Annotated in this window: 25 protein-coding genes and 1 pseudogene; 23 read left to right on the top strand and 3 right to left on the bottom strand. The window is 64.2% G+C overall.

The features are described 5' to 3' along the window. The coding region (locus BZF61_RS13660; RefSeq protein ID WP_143736936.1) for a transposase at positions 1 to 341 on the top strand (341 nt) is incomplete at its 5' end. Between the two features lie 226 nt (positions 342 to 567). Here BZF61_RS13660 and BZF61_RS13655 read toward each other — a convergent pair. Further along, positions 568 to 1575 (bottom strand): 2-hydroxyacid dehydrogenase, encoded by a 1008-nt coding sequence (locus BZF61_RS13655; RefSeq protein WP_086619944.1) that lies wholly within the window; start codon positions 1573 to 1575, stop codon positions 568 to 570. 107 nt (positions 1576 to 1682) lie between these two features. Between BZF61_RS13655 and BZF61_RS13650 the strand changes: the two genes are divergently transcribed. Further along, a complete protein-coding gene (locus BZF61_RS13650; protein WP_086619943.1) occupies positions 1683 to 2180 on the top strand; it encodes an SH3 domain-containing protein in 498 nt (165 codons plus the stop codon). A 22-nt stretch (positions 2181 to 2202) separates the two neighbouring features. Here BZF61_RS13650 and BZF61_RS13645 read toward each other — a convergent pair whose 3' ends face one another. Continuing rightward, complete coding sequence (locus tag BZF61_RS13645) at positions 2203 to 3399, bottom strand: acetyl-CoA C-acyltransferase (RefSeq protein WP_086619942.1); 1197 nt, start codon at positions 3397 to 3399, stop codon at positions 2203 to 2205. A gap of 172 nt (positions 3400 to 3571) precedes the next feature. Here BZF61_RS13645 and BZF61_RS13640 point away from each other — a divergent pair, with 172 nt between their 5' ends. The 21 genes and pseudogenes from BZF61_RS13640 to BZF61_RS13545 all read left to right on the top strand — a co-directional run bounded on the left by BZF61_RS13640 (position 3572) and on the right by BZF61_RS13545 (position 23502). After that, positions 3572 to 5002 carry a coniferyl aldehyde dehydrogenase gene (locus BZF61_RS13640; protein ID WP_086619955.1) on the top strand — a complete coding sequence of 477 codons (1431 nt, stop codon included), beginning with the start codon at positions 3572 to 3574 and terminating at the stop codon, positions 5000 to 5002. Between the two features lie 238 nt (positions 5003 to 5240). After that, positions 5241 to 5615: an NADH-quinone oxidoreductase subunit A gene (locus BZF61_RS13635; RefSeq protein WP_086619941.1), complete on the top strand. Its 375-nt coding sequence runs from the start codon at positions 5241 to 5243 to the stop codon at positions 5613 to 5615. After that, on the top strand, positions 5612 to 6169 hold the full coding sequence (locus BZF61_RS13630; protein ID WP_086619940.1) for a NuoB/complex I 20 kDa subunit family protein: 558 nt from the start codon (positions 5612 to 5614) through the stop codon (positions 6167 to 6169). The genes BZF61_RS13635 and BZF61_RS13630 overlap by 4 nt, the downstream gene beginning before the upstream one ends. A gap of 10 nt (positions 6170 to 6179) precedes the next feature. Further along, a pseudogene (locus BZF61_RS13625) lies at positions 6180 to 6803 on the top strand (NADH-quinone oxidoreductase subunit C); the annotation flags it as partial. A gap of 17 nt (positions 6804 to 6820) precedes the next feature. Continuing rightward, complete coding sequence (locus BZF61_RS13620) at positions 6821 to 8032, top strand: NADH-quinone oxidoreductase subunit D (RefSeq protein WP_086619938.1); 1212 nt, start codon at positions 6821 to 6823, stop codon at positions 8030 to 8032. Further along, complete coding sequence (nuoE, locus tag BZF61_RS13615) at positions 8032 to 8700, top strand: NADH-quinone oxidoreductase subunit NuoE (RefSeq protein ID WP_086619937.1); 669 nt, start codon at positions 8032 to 8034, stop codon at positions 8698 to 8700. Before BZF61_RS13620 ends, nuoE begins: the two co-directional genes overlap by 1 nt. A gap of 1 nt (position 8701) precedes the next feature. Continuing rightward, positions 8702 to 8845 carry a hypothetical protein gene (locus tag BZF61_RS15850; protein ID WP_169711974.1) on the top strand — a complete coding sequence of 48 codons (144 nt, stop codon included), beginning with the start codon at positions 8702 to 8704 and terminating at the stop codon, positions 8843 to 8845. Then, complete coding sequence (locus BZF61_RS13610) at positions 8842 to 9030, top strand: hypothetical protein (RefSeq protein ID WP_086619936.1); 189 nt, start codon at positions 8842 to 8844, stop codon at positions 9028 to 9030. The genes BZF61_RS15850 and BZF61_RS13610 overlap by 4 nt, the downstream gene beginning before the upstream one ends. After that, the gene (gene nuoF, locus BZF61_RS13605) at positions 9017 to 10309 is read left to right on the top strand and encodes an NADH-quinone oxidoreductase subunit NuoF (protein ID WP_086619935.1); all 1293 of its coding nucleotides are present in this window, start codon (positions 9017 to 9019) and stop codon (positions 10307 to 10309) included. Before BZF61_RS13610 ends, nuoF begins: the two co-directional genes overlap by 14 nt. Further along, a complete protein-coding gene (nuoG, locus tag BZF61_RS13600) occupies positions 10309 to 12324 on the top strand; it encodes an NADH-quinone oxidoreductase subunit NuoG (RefSeq protein ID WP_086619934.1) in 2016 nt (671 codons plus the stop codon). The genes nuoF and nuoG overlap by 1 nt, the downstream gene beginning before the upstream one ends. Continuing rightward, positions 12321 to 13367 (top strand): NADH-quinone oxidoreductase subunit NuoH, encoded by a 1047-nt coding sequence (gene nuoH / locus BZF61_RS13595; protein ID WP_086619933.1) that lies wholly within the window; start codon positions 12321 to 12323, stop codon positions 13365 to 13367. The genes nuoG and nuoH overlap by 4 nt, the downstream gene beginning before the upstream one ends. Further along, positions 13364 to 13852, top strand: a complete 489-nt coding sequence (gene nuoI / locus BZF61_RS13590) for an NADH-quinone oxidoreductase subunit NuoI (protein ID WP_086619932.1) — start codon at positions 13364 to 13366, stop codon at positions 13850 to 13852. The genes nuoH and nuoI overlap by 4 nt, the downstream gene beginning before the upstream one ends. Before the next feature lie 140 nt (positions 13853 to 13992). Further along, positions 13993 to 14616: an NADH-quinone oxidoreductase subunit J gene (locus BZF61_RS13585; RefSeq protein WP_086619931.1), complete on the top strand. Its 624-nt coding sequence runs from the start codon at positions 13993 to 13995 to the stop codon at positions 14614 to 14616. Continuing rightward, entirely contained in the window at positions 14616 to 14933 is a 318-nt protein-coding gene (gene nuoK, locus BZF61_RS13580) for an NADH-quinone oxidoreductase subunit NuoK (RefSeq protein WP_086619954.1), read from the top strand. Before BZF61_RS13585 ends, nuoK begins: the two co-directional genes overlap by 1 nt. A 7-nt stretch (positions 14934 to 14940) precedes the next feature. After that, positions 14941 to 16932 (top strand): NADH-quinone oxidoreductase subunit L, encoded by a 1992-nt coding sequence (gene nuoL, locus BZF61_RS13575; RefSeq protein ID WP_086619930.1) that lies wholly within the window; start codon positions 14941 to 14943, stop codon positions 16930 to 16932. A 14-nt stretch (positions 16933 to 16946) separates the two neighbouring features. After that, positions 16947 to 18539, top strand: coding sequence for an NADH-quinone oxidoreductase subunit M (locus BZF61_RS13570; protein WP_086619929.1), 1593 nt, complete (start codon positions 16947 to 16949; stop codon positions 18537 to 18539). Further along, positions 18539 to 20017: an NADH-quinone oxidoreductase subunit NuoN gene (gene nuoN / locus BZF61_RS13565; RefSeq protein WP_086619928.1), complete on the top strand. Its 1479-nt coding sequence runs from the start codon at positions 18539 to 18541 to the stop codon at positions 20015 to 20017. The genes BZF61_RS13570 and nuoN overlap by 1 nt, the downstream gene beginning before the upstream one ends. Next, positions 20014 to 20724, top strand: coding sequence for a biotin--[acetyl-CoA-carboxylase] ligase (locus tag BZF61_RS13560; protein WP_086619927.1), 711 nt, complete (start codon positions 20014 to 20016; stop codon positions 20722 to 20724). The genes nuoN and BZF61_RS13560 overlap by 4 nt, the downstream gene beginning before the upstream one ends. A 17-nt stretch (positions 20725 to 20741) precedes the next feature. Beyond that, on the top strand, positions 20742 to 21536 hold the full coding sequence (locus tag BZF61_RS13555) for a type III pantothenate kinase (RefSeq protein ID WP_086619926.1): 795 nt from the start codon (positions 20742 to 20744) through the stop codon (positions 21534 to 21536). A gap of 23 nt (positions 21537 to 21559) precedes the next feature. Further along, positions 21560 to 23215: a ribonuclease J gene (locus tag BZF61_RS13550; RefSeq protein ID WP_211276787.1), complete on the top strand. Its 1656-nt coding sequence runs from the start codon at positions 21560 to 21562 to the stop codon at positions 23213 to 23215. Beyond that, a complete protein-coding gene (locus tag BZF61_RS13545) occupies positions 23215 to 23502 on the top strand; it encodes a DUF1467 family protein (RefSeq protein ID WP_086619925.1) in 288 nt (95 codons plus the stop codon). The genes BZF61_RS13550 and BZF61_RS13545 overlap by 1 nt, the downstream gene beginning before the upstream one ends. Here the strand turns inward: BZF61_RS13545 and BZF61_RS13540 are convergent. Next, complete coding sequence (locus BZF61_RS13540; RefSeq protein WP_086619924.1) at positions 23499 to 25955, bottom strand: coiled-coil domain-containing protein; 2457 nt, start codon at positions 25953 to 25955, stop codon at positions 23499 to 23501. The genes BZF61_RS13545 and BZF61_RS13540 overlap by 4 nt on opposite strands. Positions 25956 to 26007: the final 52 nt, after the last annotated feature.

Raw genomic sequence — 26007 nt, 5'->3', positions numbered from 1 at the left:
ACCTCATCAGCAAGCAGAATACCGGTTCGGGCGTATGGGCGGACACCGCTTATCGCTCGAAGAAGAACGAGGCGTTCCTCGAGCGGGGCATGTTCAAGAGCCACATCCACCAGAAGCGCACGCCGCGTCGGCCGCTGCCCAAACACATCGCCAGAGCCAATGCCAAGCGCTCCGCTGTGCGCTCGGCGGTCGAGCACGTGTTCGCATGTCAGAAGCACCGCATGGGGCTGTTCATCCGCACCATCGGCATCGCCAGAGCCCGGATCAAGATCGGCATGGCCAACCTTGCCTATAACTTCCAGCGCCTCGCCTGGCTCGAGGGGCAAGGTGCGCCTGCATAGCGCGAAAACGGACTGCTGAGCGGCACTCAGGCCCCGAAAACCGCGGAAACCAGGCCGAAAAGGCCAGCCTTCACGCACAAAAGACCGCGATCAGACCATCCGCGCCCTCATCAGGCCGAAAACAGCAGGTTCTTCGAGGTGTCCAAATGTGCTCAAAGCTTTTTTTGGTCCCTGCGAGATTATTTCCGCAGAAGACACACCGCCTCATCATAGCCGTTTGCTTACCCTAAGCCCGCACGAGCGCGGTCAGCACCTGATCGGGCGGGCGGTGGCCATCGGCCCACATCCGGATATTGGCGATCACCTTGTGGCCGGAATCCTCGCGGCCCTCGGCGGTCGCGCTGCCGATATGGGGCAGGGTCATCACGTTGGGATGGGCGATCAGGCGCGGATCGACCTTGGGTTCGTCGGGATAGACATCCAGCCCGGCGCCCGCGAGGTGGCCGGATTCCAGCGCCGCGATCAGCGCTTCCTGATCGATCAATTCGCCGCGCGCGGTGTTCACGATGCTGCTGCCGGGCTTCATCAGCGCGACCCTGCGCGCATCGACCATGTGGCGCGTCTCATCCGTGAGCGGGCAGTGCAGGGTGAGAATGTCGGCCTCTGCGATCAGCGCATCGACATCGGCGACATAGCGTGCGGCCAGCATCCGTTCCACGGCTTCGGGCAGGCGCTTGCGGTTGGTGTAGGCGATCTCCAGTCCGAAGGCGCGGGCGCGGTGCGCGACGGCCTGTCCGATCCGACCCATGCCGATGATACCGAGCACCTTGCCCGCCAGCTTCCTGCCGAGCAGGCCGGAGGGTGTCCAACCGGTCCACTCCCCGCGCCGCACGAGCGCGGTGCCTTCCCGCATCCGGCGCGGCACGCCGATGATCATCGCCATCGCGAGATCGGCAGTGTCATCGGTGAATACGCCCGGCGTGTTGGTGACGATGATCCGCCGCGCAGCAGCGGCGGCGAGATCGATGTGCTCGGTACCCGCGCCGAAATTGGCGATGAGGCCGAGGCGAGGGCCGGCCCCGGCGATCAGATCGGAATCGATCCGGTCGGTCACGGTTGGCACCAGAACGTCGCAATCCTGCATGGCTTGGGCCAGCTCATCGCGGGACAGCGGCACGTCTGCCTCGTTCAGCACCACGTCGAACAATTCGCGCATCCGCGCCTCGACCGCGGGCACCAGATGGCGGGTGACGATGACGCGGGGACGTTCGAGCGTAGTGCGGGTTTCGGTCATGGCCCACCGGCTAATGCCACTGGCCATGCGCGGTCAAGGCGTGATGCCGCGCAAGCAGGCCAAGGCGCGCTTGAAAGGCGGGCGCTAGAAGCGCTATCGGTTTGGCAATGATGGGATTTCGTTTTTACGCCGGCCCCGGCCTTGGCTTGCTCGCGGGGGCCATGATCACCGCCACGCCGCTCAGCGCGCAGGACCGCGAGGTGCCCTATTGGGCGGCGCTGCGCTATGACGAGGTGCGCATGCGCGTCGGTCCGAGCGAGGAATATCCGATCCAGTGGGTTTACAAGCGCAAGGGCCTGCCGGTGAAGGTCGTCCGGGTGCACGAGGCCTGGCGTCTGGTCGAGGATCCGGAGGGCGACAAGGGCTGGATCGCGCGCAGCCAGCTCGATCCCGCGCGCGGGGTGCTGGTGCAAGGCAGCGGCTTGGCCGATATCCGCGCCGAACCGACGGCCGGTTCAGCGCTGCGTTGGCGGGCGCAGCCGGGGGTTGTCGGTCGGCTGACGGGCTGCCGCGCGGATTGGTGCGAAGTCGATATCGGCGGGCGCAAGGGCTGGATCGCGCGCAACCGCCTGTGGGGCGTGGAGGACTTGCCGGGCGACGAGTAACCCGCCGCCCGGCACTACGCGATCAGAGCAGTTCGACGGCAATCGCGGTGGCTTCTCCGCCGCCGATGCACAGCGAAGCGACGCCGCGCCTTTTGCCCTGCGCTTTGAGCGCGGCGATGAGCGTGACGATGATTCGTGCGCCGCTCGCCCCGATCGGGTGGCCGAGCGCGGTGCCGCCACCGTTCACATTGATCTTCTCGTGCGGGATGCCGAGATCGCGCATCGCGAACATCGCGACACAGGCGAAGGCCTCGTTGACTTCGAACAGGTCGACATCCTCGATGCTCCACCCGGCGCGCTCCAGCACTTTGCGGATCGCGGGGATTGGCGCGGTGGTGAACTGGGCGGGGGCATGGGCGTGGGCGGCGGTGGCAACCACGCGGGCCACGGGGGCAAGGCCCTTGGCCTCGGCGACGCTGGCACGCGTCAGGACAAGTGCGGCGGCCCCGTCGGAGATCGACGAGGAGGTCGCTGCGGTGATCGTCCCGTCCTTGGCAAAGGCGGGCTTGAGCTGCGGGATCTTGTCCGGGCGGCCCTTCGACGGCGCCTCGTCATGCTCGACCACGACATCGCCCGCACGGGTCGTCACGGTCACCGGGACGATCTCGTCGGCAAAGGCGCCGCTGGCGATTGCGCGATTGGCACGGGCGAGGGATTCGATCGCATAGGCATCCATTTCCTCGCGGGTCATCTGGTAGGCGTTGGCGGTGTCCTGCGCGAAGGTACCCATCGCCCGGCCCGGCTCGTAGGCGTCTTCCAGCCCGTCGAGGAACATGTGATCATAGGCCGTGTCGTGCCCGAGGCGCGCGCCCGAACGGTGTTTCTTCAACAGGTAGGGGGCATTGGTCATGCTCTCCATTCCCCCGGCGACGACCATGTCGATGGTGCCGCTGGCGAGGGCTTCGGCGCCCATGATCACGGTCTGCATCCCCGAACCGCACACCTTGTTGACGGTGGTGGCCTGCACCGAAAGCGGAAGTCCGGCCTTGATCGCCGCCTGACGCGCCGGCGCCTGGCCGAGGCCTGCGGGCAGCACGCAGCCGATATAGGCGCGATCGATATCCTCGCCCGCAACCCCGGCCCGCTCGACCGCCGCCCTGACCGCCACCGCGCCCAGATCGGTCGCCGCCATCTCGGCCAGTGCGCCCTGCATCGCGCCCATCGGGGTGCGCGCGTAGGAAAGGATCACGATCGGATCGGCAGGGGAGAGCTGTGTCATGGGCATGGTCCTCGGGTGGGATGGCAATCGCCGAGCGGTTTAATGCTGCATTGCGGCAAAGGCAATCGCGCCTGTGCGGCGGCAATATGCTTGTCAGGCCGGAGGCTTTGCGCAACAACGCGTCGCAAATCGAAACGCATTTACGATGCGCCAATATCTGTGGGAGAATGGCATGGCCGACGATCGCCGCGAAGAACTCGAATCCCTGCTCGCACGCCAGCGCGCTGCCTTTACCGCATCGCGACCCGAGCCGCTGTCGCAGCGCAAGGATCGCATCCGCCGCGCGATGGCGCTGGTCAAGGATCATGGCGAGGCTCTGGCCAAGGCGATGAGCGCCGATTTCGGCAGCCGTTCGATCCAGCAGTCGATGCTCACCGATATCGCCGCGACGGTGGGGGCAGGGGCGCACGCGCTCAAGCACTTGGATGCCTGGGCCAAGACAGAAAAGCGCAAGGTGCAGTTCCCGCTCGGCCTGCTCGGCGCCAGGGCGGAACTGCGCTACGAGCCCAAGGGCGTGATCGGCATTCTCTCGCCGTGGAACTTCCCGGTGCAGCTCGCTTTCGGGCCGCTGATGCAGGTGCTGGCGGCGGGCAACCGGGCGATGATCAAGCCGTCCGAATTCACCGAGCGCACCAGCGCGCTGATGGCGCAGCTGACGGAGGAATACTTCGCGCCTGAGGAAGTCGCGGTGGTCACCGGTGGGCCGGAAGTGGCGGCGGCGTTTTCTGCGCTGCGGTTCGACCACCTCGTCTTCACCGGTTCGACCGCCACGGGGCGCCGCGTGATGCAGGCCGCGGCGGCGAATCTGGTTCCCGTGACGCTCGAACTGGGCGGCAAGTCACCGGTGGTGATGGGGCGCAGCGCCGATTATGCGAGGGCGGGCGAGCGGATCGCGATCGGCAAGATGCTCAACGCGGGGCAGATCTGCCTCGCGCCCGATTACCTGATCGTGCCCGAGGACAAGCAGGACGAGGCGGTCAGCGGGATCGTCCGCGCGGCGAGCGCGATGTATCCGCGCCTGCTCGACAATGACGACTATGCCTCGATCGTCTCCGACCGCCATTTCGAGCGGCTTCAGGGCCTCGTCGCGGATGCGCGCGACAAGGGCGCGGAAGTGATCGAGGTCAACCCGGCGGGCGAGGATTTCGGCAATGCCAACCAGCGCAAGATGCCGCTCACCATCCTCAGGAATGTCGACGATTCGATGGCGGCGATGCAGGAGGAAATCTTCGGCCCCGTCCTGCCGGTGATGACCTACACCTCGGTCGATCAGGCGATCGACTACATCAATGCGCACGACCGTCCGCTCGGCCTCTACTATTTCGGTGAGGACAAGGCTGAGCAGGAGCGGGTGCTCACCCGCACGATCTCCGGCGGGGTGACGACCAATGACGTGATCTTCCACGTGTCGATGGAAGACCTGCCGTTCGGCGGAATCGGACCGTCGGGCATGGGCAGCTACCATGCGATCGAAGGCTTTCGCGAATTCAGCCATGCCCGCGCGGTCTATCACCAGCCCAAGATCGATATCGCCAAGCTGGGCGGGCTGAAGCCTCCCTATGGCAAGGCAACCGAGCAGGCCGTGGCGCGCATGCTGAAGTAACGGCGGTCGCTGCCGCGCTGGGGACAAGCGGCCTCGCATCGCCTCGCGTCGGCAATGATACTGGCGCGCAGGTGCTCGCCCGTTTGTGCCTGCCCGCCACACTGAGGTTGCGCCCGACCCGCAACCTCTGTTCGATTTCCTGCAACATAATTGCGGGCTTTTCACCGAGTCGCAGGCTTGCGCGGTGCGCGCGTCCGGCCTAGGGCGAGCTTCGGGATTAACAAGCTTGGACATCGCCGTGGTCGATCTCAGCCAGTATCTGCCGATACTGTTATTCATCCTCATTGCCTTCGGGCTATCGCTTCTCTTCGTGGTCGCCCCAATGGCGGTGTCCCGGCTTACCGGCGCGCATAAACCCAATGCCGAGAAGCTCTCGGAGTATGAATGCGGCTTCCCCGCCTTCGAGGACGCGCGCAGCCGGTTCGACGTGCGCTTCTATCTCGTGGCGATCAGCTTCATCGTGTTCGATCTTGAGGCCGCCTTTCTGTTCCCCTGGTCCGTGAGCCTGGACGAGACGGGCTGGATCGGTTGGAGCGGCATGATGGTGTTCCTTTTCATCCTCGCCGTGGGCTTGGCCTATGAGTGGAAGAAGGGGGCGCTGGACTGGGAATGAGCACCGTGGCCAATTCTTCCATCATTCCGGCGGCACAGGGCGGCGAACTGCGTCAGCCCGATGCCGATTTCTTCAAGTCCCTCCAGAGCGAGGTTGACGACAAGGGCTTCCTTGTCACCTCGACCGAGGAACTGTTCCAGTGGGCGCGCACCGGCAGCCTGTGGTGGATGACCTTCGGGCTCGCCTGTTGCGCGGTCGAGATGATCCACGTCAACATGCCGCGCTACGACATGGAGCGCTTCGGCGCCGCCCCGCGCGCGTCCCCGCGCCAGTCGGACGTGATGATCGTCGCCGGCACGCTGTGCAACAAGATGGCCCCGGCGCTGCGCAAGGTCTACGATCAGATGTCTGATCCCAAATATGTGATCAGCATGGGCAGCTGCGCCAATGGCGGCGGCTATTACCACTACAGTTATTCGGTGGTGCGCGGCTGTGATCGGATCGTTCCGGTCGATATCTACGTCCCAGGCTGCCCGCCGACCGCCGAGGCGTTGCTCTACGGTGTGATGCAGTTGCAGCGCAAGATCCGCCGCGTGGGCACGATCGAGAGGTAAGGGCAAGGATATGGCTGTTCTGCATTCCGCCCCGAAATTCGCTTCCAACGAGGGCGTGATCGATGCCATCAGCGAGACCATCTCTGTCTGGCTGATCGAGGCGAGCGAAGCCCATGGCGAGGTGATCTTCCGGGTCGCGCGTGACGGGGTCGATCAGGTGCTGCGGATTTTGCGCGATGATCACCAGTACCAGCAGCTGATGGAGATCGCCGGCGTCGATTATCCCGCGCGCCCCGAACGCTTCGAAGTCGTCTACATGCTCCAGAGCCTGACGAAGAACCACCGCGTGATGGTGAAGTGCTCGGCCAGCGAGGACACCCCGGTGCCGACCGTCACCACCCTGTGGCCCAATGCGGGCTGGCTCGAACGCGAGGTCTTCGACCTGTTTGGCGTTACCTTTGCGGGCAACCCCGATCTGCGCCGCATCCTTACCGATTACGGCTTCGAGGGGCACCCGTTCCGTAAGGACTTCCCGATGACCGGCTACACCGAGCTGCGTTATTCCGAGGAGGAAAAGCGCGTGGTCTACGAGCCGGTCGAACTGGCGCAGGAAATGCGCAGCTTCGATTTCCTCAGTCCGTGGGAGGGCGCCCGATATGTGCTGCCCGGTGACGAGAAGGCCCCGCCCAGGCCGGAAGGGGAGGCGAGGAAATGAGCATGACCCGCGAGGAATCGCTCACCACAAGCGGTGAGGTGATCAGCAACTACACGATCAATTTCGGCCCCCAGCACCCGGCCGCGCACGGCGTGCTGCGGATGGTGATGGAGCTCGACGGCGAAGTCATCGAGCGGATCGATCCGCATGTCGGCCTGCTCCATCGCGGCACCGAGAAACTGATCGAGCACAAGACCTATCTCCAGGCGCTGCCCTATTTCGACCGGCTCGACTACTGCTCTCCGCTCGCCATGGAGCACTCCTACGTGCTTGCGATCGAGAAGCTCTTGAACCTCGAAGTGCCGATCCGCGCGCAATATCTGCGCGTTCTGTTCGCCGAGCTGACCCGCATCTGCAACCACATGCTCAACATCGGCGCGCACGTGATGGACGTGGGCGCGATGACGCCCAACCTGTGGGTGTTCGAACTGCGCGAGGACTGCCTCAACTTCTTCGAGCGGGCGAGCGGCGCGCGGATGCATTCGGCCTGGTTCCGTCCGGGCGGCGTGCATCAGGACGTGCCGGAAAAGCTGCTGGTCGACATCGGCGACTGGCTTGAAACCCGTCTGCCACGGCTGTTCGGCGATGCGATGAGCCTTGTGATGGACAACCGCATCTTCAAGCAGCGCAATGTCGATATCGCCGTTGTCAGCCGTGATGATGCGGTGGCCTGGGGCTTCTCCGGCCCGATGCTGCGCGCTGCCGGCGTCCCGTGGGACCTGCGCAAGAGCCAGCCCTACGACGTCTATGACCGGATGGAGTTCGACATTCCGGTCGGCACCAATTCGGATTGCTATGACCGCTTCATGGTGCGCGTGAAGGAAGTCTACGAGAGCGCGAAGATCATCAAGCAGTGTCTGCGCGATATGCCCGGCGGGCCGATTGCCAGCACCGATGGCAAGGTCTCGCCGCCCAAGCGCGCCGAGATGAAGCAGTCGATGGAAAGCCTGATCCACCACTTCAAGCTCTACACCGAAGGCTTCCATGTGCCGGCGGGCGAGGTTTACGTGGCCACCGAGAGCCCCAAGGGCGAATTCGGGGTCTATCTCGTGAGCGACGGCACCAACAAGCCCTATCGCTGCAAGATCCGCCCCACGGCCTTCTCGCACCTCCAGGCGATGGATTTCATGAGCCGCGGGCATATGCTGCCCGACGCGACCGCCATTCTGGGCGCAATCGATGTCGTTTTTGGTGAATGTGACAGATAATGGCTGACCGCACCCCCGCTCCCGACACCCCCGAACTGCGCGCCCGCTGGGGCGGCTTTGCATGGACGCCGGAGAACAAGAAAATCGCCGACTGGCACATCGCCAAGTATCCCGAAGGGCGACAGCGCAGCGCGGTGATGCCGCTGCTCGATCTTGCCCAGCGCCAGGTCGGCGCGGAGACCGGGACGCAAGGCTGGCTGCCGCTGCCGGTGATCGAATATGTCGCCAAGTATCTCGACATGCCGGTGATCCGCGTGCTCGAGGTCGCCAGCTTCTATTTCATGTATAACCTCAAGCCCGTCGGCAAATTCCACGTGCAGGTGTGCGGTACCACGCCCTGCATGCTGCGCGGTTCCGACGCCTTGTTCGAGACCTGCAAGAAGCGCGGGATGGTGAAGGGCGGGATTTCGCCGGATGGCCTTTGGACCCTCACCGAAGTCGAATGCATGGGCAATTGCGCCACTGCACCGATGGTCCAGATCAACGACGACAATTACGAGGACCTGACCCCCGAACGCCTCGACGCGGTGCTCGATGCGCTCGCCGCCGGCCAGCAACCCAAGACAGGCACGCAGGAACCCGGTCGCCATACCTGCGAGCCTCTGGGCGGGCCGACAACGCTCACCGCGATGGTTGATGCCAACCACGATTACCGGGGCGAATGGTAAGGTGACTGCCATCGCCTCCCTTCTTGGCGCGGCCGTGCTCGCCTTCATCGCCTACAAGGTGCTGATGGGCTTGGTGCGCGTCGGGGTGATCCTGCTGATTGTCGGGGTGCTGATCGGGATGTGGCAGTCGGGGACCTTCGCATGAACCCGCTCACGCTTCTCATCGCGATCCTCGGCCTCACCGGCTTTGCGCTCGGCGCGGTGCTGAGCGCGACCGGCATGATCGAGCTGGGTGCGATCCTGATGGGTCTTGGTCTGGCATTTCAGGTGATTTCGCTGGTGCGTCTGAAGCGCGCCAAGAAGAAGGAAAGCAGCAATGCTCGCGGATAAGGACCGCATCTTCACCAACCTCTATGGCTTTCAGGACTGGGGGCTGAAGGCCGCGCAGGCGCGCGGGGATTGGGACAATACCAAGGCGCTGCTCGAACGCGGGCCTGAGGCGATCATCGAGGAAATCAAGGCGTCGGGCCTGCGCGGGCGGGGCGGGGCGGGCTTTCCCACGGGGCTCAAGTGGTCCTTCATGCCCAAGGAATCGCGGGACGGGCGGCCGAGCTTCCTCGTCATCAATGCCGACGAATCCGAGCCCGGCTCGTGCAAGGACCGCGAGATCATCCGGCACGATCCGCACAAGCTGATTGAAGGCGCGCTGGTTGCCGGCTTCGCGATGCGTGCGCGGGCGGCCTATATCTACATCCGCGGCGAATATATCCGCGAGGCCGAGACGCTCCAGAAGGCGATCGACGAGGCCTATGCCGCGGGCCTGATCGGCAAGAACGCGTGCAAGTCGGGCTATGACTTCGATGTCTACATGCACCGGGGTGCGGGGGCCTATATCTGCGGTGAAGAAACCGCGATGATCGAAAGCCTTGAAGGCAAGAAGGGCCAGCCGCGCCTGAAACCCCCGTTCCCGGCGGGCGCGGGGCTTTATGGCTGCCCGACCACGGTCAACAATGTCGAGAGCATCGCAGTCGCCCCGACGATCCTGCGGCGCGGGGCTGCGTGGTTTGCGAGCTTCGGGCGCGAGAATAACAAGGGCACCAAGCTGTTCCAGATCTCCGGCCACGTGGAAAAGCCCTGCGTCGTCGAGGAAGCGATGAGCATCCCCTTCGAGGAGCTGATCGAAAGACACTGCGGCGGCATCCGCGGCGGGTGGGACAATTTGCTGGCCGTTATCCCCGGTGGTTCGTCCGTACCGCTGGTTCCGGCGGAGCAAATCCGCCATGCGCCGATGGATTTCGACGGGCTGAAGGAACTGGGCTCGGGCCTCGGCACCGCGGCGGTGATCGTCATGGACAAATCGACCGACATCGTCCGCGCGATCAGTCGCATTTCCTACTTCTACAAGCACGAGTCCTGCGGCCAGTGCACCCCCTGCCGCGAAGGCACGGGCTGGATGTGGCGCATGATGGAGCGCCTGCGCACGGGTGACGCGGCGATCGAGGAGATCGACATGCTGCACGAGGTCACCAAGCAGGTCGAAGGCCACACCATCTGCGCGCTGGGCGACGCCGCCGCATGGCCGATCCAGGGCCTCATCCGCCATTTTAGGCCGGAGCTTGAGCGGCGGATCAACGAACACAACGCGCAATTCCAAGAGGCAGCCGAATAATGCCCAAGGTCACCGTAGACGGCGTAGAAATCGAGGTCCCGGCGGGCGCGACTGTGCTGCAGGCGTGCGAGCTTGCGGGCAAGGAAATCCCGCGCTTTTGCTACCACGAGCGCCTCTCCATCGCCGGCAATTGCCGTATGTGCCTTGTGGAGGTGAAGCCCGGACCGCCCAAGCCGCAGGCTAGCTGCGCGCTGCCGGCCACCGAAGGCCAGGAAATCCGCACCGACAGCCCGATGGTCAAGAAGGCCCGCGAGGGGGTGATGGAGTTCCTGCTCATAAACCACCCCCTCGATTGTCCGATCTGCGATCAGGGCGGCGAGTGCGATCTGCAGGATCAGGCGGTCGCTTATGGCCGCGGCGGCTCGCGCTTCCACGAAAACAAGCGCGCCGTCACCGAGAAATACATGGGCCCGCTGATCAAGACGATCATGACCCGCTGCATCCACTGCACCCGCTGCGTGCGTTTCTCCGAGGAGATCGCGGGCGTGGACGAGATCGGCGCGCTCTATCGCGGCGAGGACATGCAGATCACCACCTATCTCGAACGGGCGGCAGCGCATGAACTTTCCGCCAACGTCATCGACCTGTGCCCGGTGGGCGCGCTCACCTCGCGGCCCTATGCCTTCGAGGCGCGGCCTTGGGAGTTGAAAAAGACGCTCAGCATCGACGTTTCGGACGCGGTCGGAGCCAATATCACGCTGCATTCCAAGGGTCGCGAGGTGATGCGTGCGCTGCCGCGGGTGAATGATGACGTCAACGAGGAATGGCTGTCGGACAAGGGCCGTTTTCAGGTTGACGGCCTGACCAAGCGCCGCCTCGACCGCGTGTGGCTGCGCCGCGAGGGCAAATTGCAACCTGCTGAATGGAATGAGGCTTTTGCGAAGATTGCCGCCGCGCTCGAAGGCGACAAGGCGAGCATCGCGGCGGTGGCAGGCGATCTGCTCGATGCCGAGACGATGTTCGCCGCCAAGGCGCTGGTCAATGCTTGCGGATCGAATCTCACCGAGGCGCGCCAGACCGGCATGACCTATGACGTGTCGAACCTCGCCGCGGTCAATTTCAACAGCACCTTCGCCGGGATCGAGACCGCCGATGCCATCCTCATCATCGGCAGCAATGTCCGCTGGGAAGCCGCGCTGCTCAATGTCCGCCTGCGCAAGGCGGTGAAGGCGGGGGCCAAGGTCTTCATCATCGGCCCCGAATGGGATCCCACCTATCCGGCGACCTTCCTCGGCAGCGACCTCAAGATCCTGAACCGCGTCCCCAAGCAATTGGGTGACGTCATGAAGTCGGCCCAGCGTCCGGCGGTGATCCTCGGCGCGGCGGCGCTCGCCAAGGGCGCGCTGCCTGCTGCGCTCAAGCTGGTGGACAAGTTCGGGCTCGTGAAGGATGGCTGGAACGGCTTCAACGTGCTGCACATCTCCGCGGCGCGCATGGCTTCGCTGATGCTCGGCTTCACGCTGCCGGGCGGGATGGGCGATATTGCCGCGGCCAGCCCCAAGGTGCTGCTCAGCCTCGGCGCGGACGAGATGGACTATGCGCCCTTCGCCAAGAGCCTCAAGGTCTATATCGGCCACCACGGCGACAGGGGCGCGCATAACGCCGACATCATCCTGCCGGGCGCATCCTATGCCGAGAAGGACGGGACCTATGTCAACACCGAGGGGCGTGTGCAGTTCGCCGAGAAGGCGGTCTTCGCCCCCGGCGACGCGCGCGAGGACTGGACGATCCTGCGCGCGCTGGCGGATGTGCTCGGCGTGACGGTCGGCTTTGACAGTTTCGAGGAGCTTCAGGCGAAAATGATTGCCGCCGTTCCCGCACTGGGCGAAGAGGGGCTCGCCGATTACGGCCCGCTCCCCAAGGGGGACAGCAGCGCCAGGTTCGATGGCGCAATCGCGGGCTACCCGATCAAGGACTTTTACCTCACCAACCCCATCGCCCGCGCCAGCGCGGTGATGCAGCAGTGCTCGGACGAATTGCTCCACGGCGCTGACGTCAAGGAGGCCGCGGAATGACCGCCTTCTTCCAGTCGCTCGGCCTGCCCCACGAATGGGCATGGACCGTCGCTACCGTGGCGGCGATCGTCATTGTGTCGCTGCTCGTCATGTTCAGCGTCGCCATGGTGATCTATGTCGACCGCAAGGTGCTGGGCGCGATCATGCTGCGGCGCGGGCCGAATGTGGTCGGGCCGTTCGGCCTGCTCCAGTCTTTTGCCGATGGCCTCAAGGTATTCCTGCAGGAAACCATCATCCCGAGCGCCGCGAACAAGGGCATCTTCCTGCTCGCGCCGATCATCACCTTCACCGTGGCGCTCGCGGCCTGGGCGGTGATCCCGTTCTGGGACGGCGGGGTGATCGCCGACATCAACGTGGGCCTGCTCTACATCCTCGCGATCAGCTCGATGGGGGTTTACGGCGTGGTGATGAGCGGGTGGGCGTCGAACTCCAAATACCCGTTCTTCTCGGCAATGCGCGCCTCGGCGCAGATGATTTCCTACGAGGTTTCGATTGGCTTCGTGCTGGTGTGCGTGGTGCTGTTTGCGGGCACCTTCAACCTTTCGGGCATCGTCAACGCACAGCAGGGCTTCGGGCTGGGGCTGATCAACGCCTATGCGATCCACCCGCTGCTCTTCCCGATGTGGGTGGTGTTCTTCATCTCGGCGCTGGCCGAAACCGCGCGCGCACCGTTTGACCTCACCGAGGCCGAAAGCGAGCTCGTCGCGGGCTACCAGACCGAATATTCCTCGATGAGCTTCGCGCTGTTCTGGCTCGGCGAGTATGCCAACATCCTCTTGATGTGTTCGCTCAACACGCTGCTGTTCTGGGGCGGGTGGCTGCCGCCGCTCGACATTCCGGTGCTCTACGCGGTACCGGGGATTATCTGGTTCCTGCTCAAGACCTTCGTGTTCTTCTTCATGTTCAGCTGGATCTGGGCGACCGTGCCGCGCTACCGCTACGACCAGCTGATGCGGCTCGGGTGGAAGGTGTTCCTGCCGATGAGCCTGCTCTTTGTCGCCGCCACCTCCGGTTACCTCATGGCCATCGGGCATTTCGCATGACCACCGTCTCGCATCTCGTCAAATCGTTCACCCTCTGGGATTTTCTCAAGGCGCACGCCTTGACGCTGAAGTATTTCTTCAAGCCCAAGGCGACGATCAACTATCCGTTCGAGAAGTCGCCGCTCTCGCCCCGCTTTCGCGGTGAGCACGCGCTGCGGCGCTATCCCAACGGCGAGGAACGCTGCATCGCGTGCAAGCTGTGCGAGGCCGTGTGCCCCGCGCAGGCGATCACCATCGAGAGCGAACCGCGCGCGGACGGCAGCCGCCGCACCACCCGTTATGACATCGACATGACCAAGTGCATCTTCTGCGGCTTCTGCCAGGAAGCCTGCCCGGTCGATGCGATCGTCGAGGGGCCGAATTTCGAATACGCCACCGAAACCCGCGAGGAGCTGCTCTACGACAAGGCCAAGCTGCTTGCGAATGGTGACAAGTGGGAACGGGCCATCGCGGCCAATCTTGAAGCCGACGCCCCCTATCGCTAGGGCGCGCCGGACAGTTACGGGGTCAATTGCATTCACGGTCACGGTACGCCGCCGGGGCCAAGACTTGGACTAGGGATCATATTGCCGCTTTCTGGACGCCGGCCTTCGAGCCGGGGTTTGCGGATCGGCGGAGACGCATCATGATACAGGCCATCGCCTTCTATTTCTTCGCCACCATTGTCGTCGCCAGCGCCGTGATGGTCGTCATGGCGCGCAATCCCGTGCATTCGGTGCTGTGGCTGATCATGGCCTTCTTCAACGCCGCCGGACTGATGGTGCTGGTGGGCGCGGAGTTCATCGCGATGCTGCTGGTGATCGTCTATGTCGGCGCGGTTGCGGTGCTGTTCCTGTTCGTGGTGATGATGCTTGACATCGATTTTGCCGCGATGCGCGCAGGCATTGCCCGAAATGCGCCGCTGGGGCTGCTGATTGCCGCGGTTCTGCTGGCCGAGCTGCTGCTGGCCTTGGGAGCCTACCACGCGGGCGGGCTGACACTCGGAACGCCCGACGGTTCGGCGATGCCGGCCGCTGATACGAGCAATATCGAGGCGCTCGGCGCACTGCTCTACGGCCGGTATATCGCGCTGTTCGAGATCGCCGGCATCATCCTGCTGGTGGCGATGATCGGCGCGATCGTGCTGACTTTCCAGCCGCCCAAACCGGGTGCCCGCGCGCGCCAGGACGTGGGCAAGCAGATCCGTCGCCGTCCGGAAGAAGCAACCGTGATGAAGAACCCGGGCATCGGGCAGGGGGTCGAACTATGATGAGTGCAGGTGGGATCGGCATCGAACATTACCTTACCGTGGGCGCGATCCTGTTCGTGCTCGGTGTGCTGGGCATTTTCCTCAACCGCAAGAACGTGATCGTCATCCTGATGGCGGTCGAGCTGATCCTGCTCGCGGTGAACCTCAACCTCGTCGCCTTCAGCGCCTTCATGCAGGATCTCGTCGGCCAAATCTTCGCGATGCTGGTGCTGACCGTGGCCGCAGCCGAGGCGGCGATCGGGCTGGCGATCCTCGTCATCTACTTCCGCGCGCGTGGGACGATTGCGGTCGACGACATCAACCGGATGAAGGGGTAAGGCGCTCGTGCATCCCATCCTGATCATCGTTTTCGCGCCGCTGGCTGCTGCCCTGATTGCAGGGCTGGGCAACCGCATTATCGGCAACGTGGCGGCCAAGTCCGTGACCACCGGCGCGCTGTTTCTTTCCGCGGTAATGAGCTGGCCGATCTTCCTCGGATTCCTCGGCGGCACGGCGACCGCGGAGGTCGTGCCAGTGCTCAAGTGGGTGCAGAGCGGCGCGCTGTCCTTCGACTGGGCGTTGCGGGTCGACACCATGACCGCGATCATGCTGGTGGTGATCAACTCGGTGTCCGCGCTCGTGCACCTCTATTCGTGGGGGTACATGGAGGAAGACCCGGATCAGCCGCGCTTCTTTGCCTATCTCTCGCTGTTCACCTTCGCGATGCTGATGCTGGTGACGGCGGACAACCTCGTCCAGATGTTCTTCGGATGGGAAGGGGTGGGGCTTGCGTCCTACCTGCTGATTGGCTTCTGGTTCAGGAAACCTTCCGCAGGGGCGGCAGCGATCAAGGCCTTCGTGGTCAACCGCGTGGGAGACCTGGGCTTCATGCTCGGCATCTTCGGCACCTACCTGGTGTTCCAGACCACCTCGATCCCGGCGATCCTCGAAGCTGCACCCGCGATGAGCGGATCGACCATCACCTTCCTCGGCATGCGCCTCTACGCGATGGATATTTTGTGCATCCTCCTGTTCATCGGGGCGATGGGCAAAAGCGCGCAGCTCGGCCTGCACACCTGGCTTCCGGACGCGATGGAAGGCCCGACCCCGGTTTCGGCGCTGATCCACGCGGCGACCATGGTGACGGCGGGGGTGTTCATGGTGTGCCGCCTCTCGCCGATGTTCGAGACCGCGCCGACCGCGCTCACCATCGTCACCATCGTCGGCGCTGCAACCTGTTTCTTCGCCGCCACGATCGGCACCACGCAGTGGGACATCAAGCGGGTGATCGCCTATTCGACCTGCTCGCAGCTCGGCTACATGTTCTTTGCTGCAGGGGTGGGAGCCTATGGGGCGGCGATGTTCCACCTGTTCACCCACGCCTTCTTCAAGGCGCTGCTGTTCCTTGGTGCGGGCAGCGTGATCCACGCGATGCACCATGAACAGGACATGCGCTATTACGGCGGCCTTAGAAAGCACATCCCGCTGACCTTCTACGCGATGCTCGCGGGCACGCTGGCGATCACAGGGCTGGGGGTCTATCATCTCGGTGTCGGCTTTGCGGGCTTCTGGTCGAAAGACGCGATCCTCGAAGTCGCCTTTGCGCGCGGCACGCAGGTTTCACTCACCGCCTTTTGGCTCGGTGTCGGGGCGGCGCTGCTGACTAGTTTCTATTCCTGGCGCCTGCTGTTCCTCACCTTCTGGGGCAAGCCCCGCTGGATCGAGAGCGAGCACATCCAACACGCCGTCCACAAGACCCGCGAACAAGCGGGCGAGGACACCACCGGAGGCTATCATCCGCACGAAAGCCCGGCGTCAATGTTGATCCCGCTCGGGGTGCTGACCATCGGCGCGGTGGCCGCAGGACAGGTGTTCGCTCCACATTTCCTCGACCGCGCCGCCTTCTGGGCCGGCTCGATCTTCTATAACGAACCGCTCATTCACGCGATGCATGCGGTGCCCTACTGGGTGAAGTATGCGGCTTTCATCGTGATGCTGCTCGGTTTTGCAGGCGCCTATCTTGCCTATATCGCCAAGCCCGACATCCCGGCGAAATTCGTCGCGACCTTCGGCGCGCTGCACCAGTTCGTCTATCGCAAGTGGTACTTCGACGAGCTGTATGACGCAATCTTCGTCAAGCCCGCCTTCGCCCTCGGGCGCTGGTTCTGGCAACTGGGCGATATCGGCACCATCGACCGCTTCGGCCCCAACGGAGTCGCCGCGGTGATCGCGCGCAGCGCCGCCGCAGCCAAGCAAGTCCAGTCGGGCTACGTCTACACCTACGCGCTGATCATGCTGCTCGGGCTGGTCGCCGCTGTCACCTACGTTCTGCTTTAGGAGCGCGCTTCGTAATGGAAGGCCTTCCCATCCTGTCGCTCATGATGCTCGTGCCGCTGGCGGGCGCAGTGGCGTGCCTGTTTGCCGGTGCAAAAGCCGCGCGCTGGATCGCGCTTGCCGCAACGCTCGTCACCTTTGCGCTCGGTATCGGGCTGTGGTCCAACTACGAAATCGGCGGCCCGCAGTGGCAGTTCACCGAGAAGGCCGAGCTGTTCGCGGGCTTCAGCTACGCGCTGGGGATCGACGGGATTGCGCTGCTGCTCATCATGCTGAGCGTGTTCCTGATGCCGGTGTGCATCCTGGCCAGCTGGGATTCGATTGCAAAGCGCGTCGGCGAATACATGGCCGCCTTCCTGTTCATGGAGGTGCTGATGATCGGCACCTTCGCGGCGCAGGATCTGTTCCTGTTTTACGTCTTCTTCGAGGCGGGCCTCATTCCGATGTATCTGATCATCGGCGTGTGGGGCGGGGACAACCGCATCTATGCGAGCTACAAGTTCTTTCTCTACACCCTGCTCGGCTCGGTCCTGATGCTGATCGCGATGTTCTGGATGGTGGCCGAAGCCGGCACATCTGACATCCCGACGCTGATGCAGTACGGTTTCCCGCCCGAAGCGCAGACATGGCTGTGGCTGGCCTTCTTCGCGAGCTTTGCGGTGAAGGTGCCGATGTGGCCGCTCCACACCTGGCTGCCCGATGCCCACGTCCAGGCGCCCACGGCAGGTTCGGTGATCCTTGCAGGCGTGCTGCTCAAGCTCGGCGGCTATGGCTTCATCCGCTTCAGCTTGCCGATGTTTCCCGAGGCGTCGGCGCAGTTCGCGTGGCTGGTGTTCGCCCTGTCGATGGTGGCGGTGGTTTATACCTCGCTGGTCGCGCTGGTGCAGGCCGACATGAAGAAGCTGATCGCCTATTCCTCGGTCGCCCACATGGCGATTGTCACCGTCGGCCTGTTCGCTTTTAACGTGCAGGGGCTGGAAGGCGCGATGATCATCATGCTCTCGCATGGTCTCGTATCGGGGGCTTTGTTCCTCTGTGTCGGGGTTATCTACGACCGGTTGCACACCCGCGAGATCGCGCGTTACGGCGGCCTTGCGATCAACATGCCCTACTACGCGCTGTTCTTCCTGCTGTTCACCATGGCTTCGATCGGTCTGCCGGGGACCAGCGGCTTCGTTGGCGAGTTCCTCGCCCTGGCGGGTATCTACCAGACATCGAGCCTGGTCGCGCTGGTGTCGACCACCGGCATTATCCTTGGCGCGGCCTATATGCTTTACCTCTATCGGCGCGTGGCCTTTGGTGACCAGAAAAACGCCGACGCGGCCGCCATGCCCGACATCTCGGCGCGCGAGTGGGCGATGATGGCCCCGATTGCCGCAGCGGTGCTGTGGATGGGGGTCTATCCTGAAAGCTTCCTTGCGCCGATGCGTGCCGACATTGCGGTGCTCGATGCGCGGCTTGCGGCGGCGGCTCCGGCCTCGGATGCGCAGCTTGCCCCCGGCACCCCGCGGACCGAGGCGGCCAACGCGCTCTCGCATCACGGGGCGGGGCATGAGGGCATGGGCCAAGCGGATACCAACTCTGACAGCGCCAAGGAGGGCGCGCACTGATGGATTTCGTTCCTTCCTTCGCGCTCGTCGCGCCCGAACTGCTGCTGATCGGCGCAGGGCTTGTGCTGCTGCTGGTTGCCGCCTGGGGTGGCGACAAGACTGCGCGCGGCATCGCGATTGCCGCTGCCGCGGCGCTGTTCGGGGCCGGACTTATGCTGGTTCCGGGCCTGCATGTCGGGGTTGACAGCCCGGCAACGCTGGCTTTCGGCGGCCTGCTCAAGGTTGACAGTTTCGCGCTGTTCGCCAAGGCACTGATCTATCTTGCCGCCATCGGCGCGCTGATCGTTGCGCCGGCCTTCTTCAACAGCGCGGCTGCCGGCGCCGAGCGGGTGATGCGCGCCGAATATCCGGTGCTGGTGCTCTTCGCCACCGTCGGCATGAGCATCATGGTCTCGGCCAATGATTTCATGAGCCTCTATCTCGGGCTCGAACTCAACAGCCTATCCGCCTACGTGCTGGCGGCGATCCTGCGCAAGGACACGCGCTCGGGCGAGGCGGGGCTGAAGTATTTCGTGCTGGGTGCGCTGGCTTCGGGCATCCTGCTCTACGGCATGAGCCTGCTCTACGGCTTGACCGGCGGCACCGCCTTTAGCGTGGTGCGCGCTAGCCTGACCGGCGAGATTGGCACCGGGGCGCTGTTCGGGGTGGTCTTCGTGCTTTCGGGCCTCGCCTTCAAGATCAGCGCGGTGCCGTTCCACATGTGGACGCCAGACGTTTATGAAGGTGCGCCGACCCCGGTGACCGCCTTCTTCGCGACCGCGCCCAAGGTTGCCGCCGTGGCGTTGACCGCCAGGGTCGCCTTCGAGGTGTTCGGCGCCCAAGTCCAGGCATGGCAGCAGATCGTGATGTTCACCGCGCTCGCCTCGATCATCTTCGGCGCGCTGGGGGCTATCGGGCAGGAGAATTTGAAGCGCCTGCTGGCCTATTCTTCCATCAACAATATCGGCTTCATCCTGCTCGGCCTGGCTGTCGCCAATGCAGACGGGGCGAGCGCGATGCTGGTCTATCTGTTCATCTATGTCGCGATGAGCCTCGGCAGCTTCGTCGCGCTGCTGATGCTGCGCGATGACGAGGGCGCGCTGCTCGAAACCTTTGCCGATATCCGCGGGCTTTCGGTCACGCGTCCCGCGATCGCCTGGGCGCTGCTCTTGTTCATGTTCAGCCTTGCCGGCATTCCGCCGCTGCTCGGCTTCTACAGCAAGTTCGTGGTGTTCCAGGCGACGGTGGAGGCGGGCCTCATCGCCTTTGGCGCGATCGCGATTGCCGCGAGTGTGATCGGGGCGTTCTATTACATCAAGTTCGTCAAGGTGATGTTCTTCGATGAGCCTGCGGGCGTGGTCACCGGCAAGAGCGGGGCGGGCCACTGGGCACTGCTTGGCCTGACCGCGCTGATCATCTCGCCGCTCGGCTACCTTCTCACCCCCTCGCTCACCGATCTGGCCGACAAGGCCGCAGCCGCGCTGTTCCTCGCGGTTTGATCCAGCTCGTCCCTCAGACCGGCTCGACCAATGCCGACCTCGCCGCACGGCTGCGATCGGGTGAGGGTTGGACGGAAGGGAGCTGGCTGGTCGCTCGCCGTCAGACTGCGGGCCGCGGGCGGCAGGGCCGCGAATGGTTCGATGGCGCGGGAAATTTCATGGGCTCGACGGTGGTGCGCTTGGGAGAGAGCGACCCCCCGCCTGCCACGCTCAGTTTCGTGGCCGCGCTTGCGGTTTACGATGCGGTCGCCGCGGCCATGGGCGAGAGCGAAAAGCTCGCGCTCAAATGGCCCAACGACGTGCTCCTGGATCGCGGGAAGCTTTCCGGCATCTTGCTCGAAATGGTGCGCGGGCACATTATCGTTGGCATCGGCGTCAACATCGTCCGGGCGCCGCAATTGCCCGATCGCAAGACATCCGCGCTGACCGATCTCGCCGCTGCGCCAATGCTCGAAGACTTTGCGGCCAGCCTGGCAGCCGCCTTCGATCGCAGACTGGAGGCCTGGCGCACCTATGGCCTGGCAGCGACGCTCCATGCCTTCCTTGCCCGCTCGATCCATGCCCAGGGATCACCGCTCACCGTCCATGACACCGATGGCTCTGTACTCACCGGCAGCTTTGCCGGGCTGGAAGAATCGGACGGCGCCTTGCGCCTGCGCTTGGCGGATGGCTGCGAACGTGTCATTCGCGCAGGCGACATTTCCTAAGCCAAGGACTGCAACCCATGCTGCTCGCCGCTGATGTCGGTAACACCAATGTGGTATTTGCGCTGTTCACCTATGACGAGGAGGGCAGGCACACGATCCGCGCGCGCTGGCGCATCGCCACCGATCCGCGCCGCACCGGTGACGAATACGCGGTGTGGCTGCTCCAGCTGCTCAAGATCGAAGGCGTGGAACGCTCGGAAATCACCCAGATCATCGTCGCCTCGGTGGTGCCGCGCGCCGACCACAACCTCACCGTGCTGGGCCAGAAATATTTCGGCATTACTCCGCTGTTCGCCGGGCAGGGCGCGGCCCGCTGGCGCTTCGAGATTGACGTCGATCAGCCCTCCTCGCTCGGGGCCGACCGTGCTCTCAACATCCTTGCCGCACACCACAAGTATGGCGGGGATCTGATCGTCGTCGATTTCGGCACCGCCACCAAGTTCGAGGCGGTCGACTTCACCGGCGCCTACAAGGGCGGATCGATTGCGCCGGGGATCAATCTTTCGCTCGATGCATTGGTGGGCAAGACTGCCAAGCTGCCGCGCATCGCCATTCGGACACCCGAAAGCCGCAGCGTCATCGGCCGCAACACCGAAGACCAGATGCTGATCGGCGTGTTCTGGGGCTATGTCGCAATGATGGAAGGCATGGTCGCCAGGATGAAGAGCGAGATCGGCCGCCCGGCCAAGGTGGTTGCTACCGGCGGGCTTGCAATCCTGTTCGACGATGCGACAGAGATCTTTGATCACGTGGATGCCGACCTCACGCTCGATGGCCTCGCCATCCTTGCCCGCCAGGCCGAAACCGCCTGAGCCGGGCCAACGTAAGAGAGATTGTGAAGAACGACTTTACCCCTGAAGACGAACTCCTTTTCCTCGCGCTCGGCGGTTCGGGCGAGATCGGGATGAACGTCAATCTTTACGGCTGTCAGGGCAAGTGGCTGATGGTCGATCTCGGGATGACCTTTTCGGGCAGCGAATATCCGGGGGTTGATCTGGTGTTCGCTGACCTCGAATTCATCGAGGAACGCGCCGACGATCTGATCGGCATCGTGCTCACCCACGCGCACGAGGACCACATCGGCGCCGTGCCCTATTTTGCGGGCGAACTCGGCGTGCCGCTCTATGCCACACCCTTCACCGCCGATCTGGTGGCGCGCAAGCTGGAAGAGGCGGGGCTGCTCGGCAAGGTCGCGCTCAACATCATCGAGGAGGGCGAGGGCGCCTTCGATCTCGGGCCTTTCACGATCACCTACATCCCGCTCGCACACTCGATTGCCGAGGGCAATGCGCTGCTGATCGAGACGCCGCACGGCCGCGTCTTCCACACCGGCGACTGGAAGCTCGACGAAGAACCGATCATCGGTGAACCCGCCACCGAGGAGGAACTGCGCGCCATCGGGCAAAAGGGTGTGCTGGCGCTGGTGTGCGATTCGACCAATGTCTTCAACCCCAACCCTTCGGGCAGCGAAGGTGCGGTGCATCATGCGCTGATGGAGGAAATCGCCCGCCATGCTGGCAAGCGTGTGGTCGTGACCACCTTTGCCAGCAATGTCGCACGGCTCCAGACGCTTGGCGAAGTCGCCCGCGAGACCGGGCGGCAGATCTGCATCGCAGGCCGCTCGCTCGAACGGATCATCGAAGTGGCGCAGGATACCGGCTATCTCGCCGACTTTCCCACGCCAGTCGATTTCGACACGGCGATGGCTCTGCCGCGCGGCGAGGTGCTGATCCTGGCCACAGGCGGGCAGGGGGAACCGCGTGCGGCGCTGGCGCGCATGGCGGAGAACAACCATCCAATCGAACTCGCGGCAGGTGACGTGGTGCTATTTTCCTCGCGCCAGATACCGGGAAACGAACTCGCCATCGGCCGGGTGCAAAACCAGTTCGCCGCGCGCGGCATCACCATGGTGACCGAAAGGCAGGCCTTCATCCACGTTTCCGGTCATCCGGGGCGGCCCGAACTTGAGGCGCTCTACGACTGGCTCAAGCCCGAAATACTTGTGCCAGTGCACGGTGAGATGCGCCACATGGCCGAGCAGGCGCGTCTCGGAAAGGCCTGTGGCATCCCTTGGCAGGTGGTGCAGAAGAACGGCGATGTCATCCGCCTCGCGCCGGGAAAACCGGGCAAGCTGGGTGAGGTGCATGCGGGCCGGTTGGTGCTCGATGGCGACATCATCGCGCCGGCCAATGGTGAGGCGATCACCATGCGCCGGCGGATCGCAGCCGAAGGCGTGGTGGTGGTGGTTCTGGTGCGCGGGCAGAAGCCGGTGATCGAGGCGGTGGGCCTGCCGCTCGACGAGGACATGCCGGATTTCCTCGCCGAGGCCGCCAGTGATGTGCTCGACGCGATCTCCAGCCTCAAGGGCCGCGAGGCGCGCGATCCGACCAGCGTGAAGGAAGCGGCGCGGCTTGCGGCCCGGCGCGCTGCCCAGCGTTGGTCGGGCAAGAGGCCGCAGGTGCGGGTTGTGATGCCGGGAAGCGCCGACTGATGCAGCTCACCTCGATTGCCGCGATCTATTTCCTGTTCTGGGTGATGAGCGCCTTCATCATGCTGCCTTTCGGAGTGCGCACCGCAGATGAGGCGGGCGTGGAAAAGGTTCCTGGCCAGGCCGACAGCGCGCCGGTCAATTTCAGGCCGGGCAGAATTGCCCTGCGCGCGACGATCATCGCCGCGGTGTGCACCGGTCTGTTCGTCGCCAATTACATCTATGGCTGGGTCACGGCAGCGGATATCGACATTCTGCCCAAGCCCCCGATTGCAACCGCGATTGGTTAGGTGCGCAAGCGCTGGATCGCCTGAGCCAACACCACATAGAGCTTGCCCATGTCCGAACCCAGCATGGTCACGCTGAGCGCGTGGCCATCACGGGTCGATAGCATGGCGCGCAGCATGGCTTCGAAATCGTGGATGTAACGACTGACATTGGCCTTGAAAGTCTCGTCGCGCTGGTAGAGCTCGGCGATATCGCGCGCACCGCCATTGTCGATCAGCCGCACGGCGCGGCGGGTGAAGATCCCGCGGTCCCCCTTGAGATAGGCGTCCCAAGCCGTGTCCGCGACTTCGGTCGATAGCGCGCCGGAAATGTCGATCGCGGCTGAATTGAGACTGTCGGTGATCAGCGCCATGCGGCGCGCGAAATCGTTGTTGATCTGCTCCTCGGCCAGCTCGCGGGCGCGCGCGACGCGTTGTTCGAGATTGCCGGTCAGCTCGTTCACCCGCGCCAGCTGGTCGCGCAGCTGGATCACGACTTCGCGCCCGACGCCCGAGGCGTGAGCCATAGCCTGCTCGATCTTGCCGACCGTGGCAGCGGCTTCGTTGCGCAGGGTTCGTTCGAGCACCGCGACTGCTTCGCCGCCGAGAGTTTCTGCCACCGCCGCAGCCTTGTTGCGCGTGCCTTCCTCAAGCGTGGCAAAGGCCCGGGCAATCGCCGTTTCAAGTGCACCCAGCGCCGCGCGAAGCTGTTCCTGGGTGTCGCCGGCCACTGTGCCGCTTTCCTCGGCCAGCCGCGCAAGGCCACCACGCAGCCCCTGCAGCTTGGCCAGTGCTTCGTCTGAATGCTCGGCGAGTCGCGCGCTTAGCCCGTTCAAGGCTCCATCGGTCGCGTCGATCTCTTCCCGGGTCTTGATGAGGTATTCCGACAGGTCGATGCCGCTCTGGCTCGACTGCAGCATCAGCCGGCTGACCTCGCCCGCGCGGCTTTCGACTGCACACAGGCTTTCGCTGGCTTGGGAAATGGCCGATTGCAGGTCCTCGCGGCTCGCGCGTGCGCCCGATTGGATAATTTCGAGCAGACGCACCCCGCTTTCGGTGAGCTGGGCCAGCCTTGCCTCGGTCTCCGCAAGCGCAATGCGCTTGGCCGAGAGCTTCTCGCCAAGGGCATCGAACCCGGTCGACAGGCTGTCGCGGGCGGCTTCGCTGTGCCGGCTGATGTCGCCAAGCAGGGCGCTGAAGCTATCGAGCTGTGCGGCCAACGCCTCGCCTTGTTCGACGAGTTTTTCGGCCTCGGCGAGCTGTGCCTCGCGCCGCTGGGCGAGCGCGTCATCGAGCGTGGCGAGGCGCTGCGCAAGCACTTCGCTGGCCTGCGTCTCGCGCATGTCAAAGGTGGCCTGACGTTGTTCGATCGCCTCGGCAAAGCGCAGATCGCGCGCCGCCAGACGTTCTTCGATTGCGTCCGCCTCGGCGGTGATCGCGGCGATCCGTTCACGGGTGGCGGCCAGCGCCGCGTCCTCGGCCGCGCCGAGGCGTTCGGCAGCGGCGGCAAGTTCGGCTTCCAGCGCCGCCGTTCGGGAACGCAGCGCTTCGAGCGCGGCGCATTCGAGCGCATCGAGCCGTTCGCGATAGGCGGCAGCTTCGCCCTGCAGGCTGATGAAGCGGTTGGCGACCAGACCCTCGATACGCGCGACCTGCGTCTCGAAGCTGTTGAGCGACTGGCCGACCGTGGCGGTCAGAGCCTCGACCCGCACATTGCTGCTTGCTCCCAACTGGCCGAGCCGCTCGAAGCCTTCACTCAGACGCTCGAGCTGGGCTTGCGCATTGTTGCCCGCGCTGCCGATCTGGTTGGCGACATCACGTGCGGCATTGGCAATCACGGGCAGATCGTCGCGCAGCCGGTTCATGTTGCCGAGGGCGGTTTCGCTGGTGGCAGCAATCGCATCGACCTGCGCGCCGTTGGTCGTGATCAGCTGCTGCAAATCGGCAGCATGGGTGGAAATCCGTTCCGCCGCGATCCGACCCAACGCCTCGAGATCGCGCGACTGCGCCGCCAAAAACTCGCGGGCCAGGCTGAGCTCGCGGTTGACCACCTTGAGCCGTTCTTCCAGCTCGGAGCTTTCGCGGCTGAGCAGCGCGGCGCTGGCAGCAAAGCGGTTGGCCTCGGCGCGCGAGGAGCGCATGGCGAGCAACCAGAAAATGCCGATCAATCCGACCGGAACCGACCATTGCACGATCCAGCCCGTCCACGCTGAAGGCGCTGGGCTGGCCATCACTTCGGCGCTGATCGTCCAGCCGAAAAAACCACTCCAGCCGGCGACAGCGAGCAGCGCAAGTGCCGGAATTACCCAGCCGAAGCGGGCAGGTTGAGGCGCATGAGGCTCTGACTCTTCCCAGGCTTCTTCAAGCAGCATTTCGCTGTCTTCGCCAGCGCCAGACGCTTCGCCAGAAGCTGCCTTGCCCGTATCGTCTGCGCCGCTCTTGCGGCCCAAGGCGCGCATCTGGTGCCGTCCTGCCATGCGCCCTTCTTAACACAGCCGGACCCCGGATAAACCCCGCTTTAACCCAAAC

The sequence above is a fragment of the Erythrobacter tepidarius genome (assembly GCF_002155695.1).
In the GTDB taxonomy this organism is placed as follows: domain Bacteria; phylum Pseudomonadota; class Alphaproteobacteria; order Sphingomonadales; family Sphingomonadaceae; genus Erythrobacter; species Erythrobacter tepidarius.
Note: the sequence above shows the minus strand (reverse complement) of the source record. Positions and strands in the feature narration are given on the sequence as shown.

Excerpts from the sequence above, each read along its gene's own strand:
- BZF61_RS13655 (WP_086619944.1), bottom strand. The coding sequence starts at position 1,575 with ATGACCGAAACCCGCACTACGCTCGAACGTCCCCGCGTCATCGTCACC.
- BZF61_RS13650 (WP_086619943.1), top strand. The coding sequence starts at position 1,683 with ATGATGGGATTTCGTTTTTACGCCGGCCCCGGCCTTGGCTTGCTCGCG.
- BZF61_RS13645 (WP_086619942.1), bottom strand. The coding sequence starts at position 3,399 with ATGACACAGCTCTCCCCTGCCGATCCGATCGTGATCCTTTCCTACGCG.
- BZF61_RS13640 (WP_086619955.1), top strand. The coding sequence starts at position 3,572 with ATGGCCGACGATCGCCGCGAAGAACTCGAATCCCTGCTCGCACGCCAG.
- BZF61_RS13630 (WP_086619940.1), top strand. The coding sequence starts at position 5,612 with ATGAGCACCGTGGCCAATTCTTCCATCATTCCGGCGGCACAGGGCGGC.
- BZF61_RS13620 (WP_086619938.1), top strand. The coding sequence starts at position 6,821 with ATGAGCATGACCCGCGAGGAATCGCTCACCACAAGCGGTGAGGTGATC.
- nuoE (WP_086619937.1), top strand. The coding sequence starts at position 8,032 with ATGGCTGACCGCACCCCCGCTCCCGACACCCCCGAACTGCGCGCCCGC.
- BZF61_RS13610 (WP_086619936.1), top strand. The coding sequence starts at position 8,842 with ATGAACCCGCTCACGCTTCTCATCGCGATCCTCGGCCTCACCGGCTTT.
- nuoF (WP_086619935.1), top strand. The coding sequence starts at position 9,017 with ATGCTCGCGGATAAGGACCGCATCTTCACCAACCTCTATGGCTTTCAG.
- nuoG (WP_086619934.1), top strand. The coding sequence starts at position 10,309 with ATGCCCAAGGTCACCGTAGACGGCGTAGAAATCGAGGTCCCGGCGGGC.
- nuoH (WP_086619933.1), top strand. The coding sequence starts at position 12,321 with ATGACCGCCTTCTTCCAGTCGCTCGGCCTGCCCCACGAATGGGCATGG.
- nuoI (WP_086619932.1), top strand. The coding sequence starts at position 13,364 with ATGACCACCGTCTCGCATCTCGTCAAATCGTTCACCCTCTGGGATTTT.
- BZF61_RS13585 (WP_086619931.1), top strand. The coding sequence starts at position 13,993 with ATGATACAGGCCATCGCCTTCTATTTCTTCGCCACCATTGTCGTCGCC.
- nuoK (WP_086619954.1), top strand. The coding sequence starts at position 14,616 with ATGAGTGCAGGTGGGATCGGCATCGAACATTACCTTACCGTGGGCGCG.
- BZF61_RS13570 (WP_086619929.1), top strand. The coding sequence starts at position 16,947 with ATGGAAGGCCTTCCCATCCTGTCGCTCATGATGCTCGTGCCGCTGGCG.
- nuoN (WP_086619928.1), top strand. The coding sequence starts at position 18,539 with ATGGATTTCGTTCCTTCCTTCGCGCTCGTCGCGCCCGAACTGCTGCTG.
- BZF61_RS13555 (WP_086619926.1), top strand. The coding sequence starts at position 20,742 with ATGCTGCTCGCCGCTGATGTCGGTAACACCAATGTGGTATTTGCGCTG.
- BZF61_RS13545 (WP_086619925.1), top strand. The coding sequence starts at position 23,215 with ATGCAGCTCACCTCGATTGCCGCGATCTATTTCCTGTTCTGGGTGATG.
- BZF61_RS13540 (WP_086619924.1), bottom strand. The coding sequence starts at position 25,955 with ATGGCAGGACGGCACCAGATGCGCGCCTTGGGCCGCAAGAGCGGCGCA.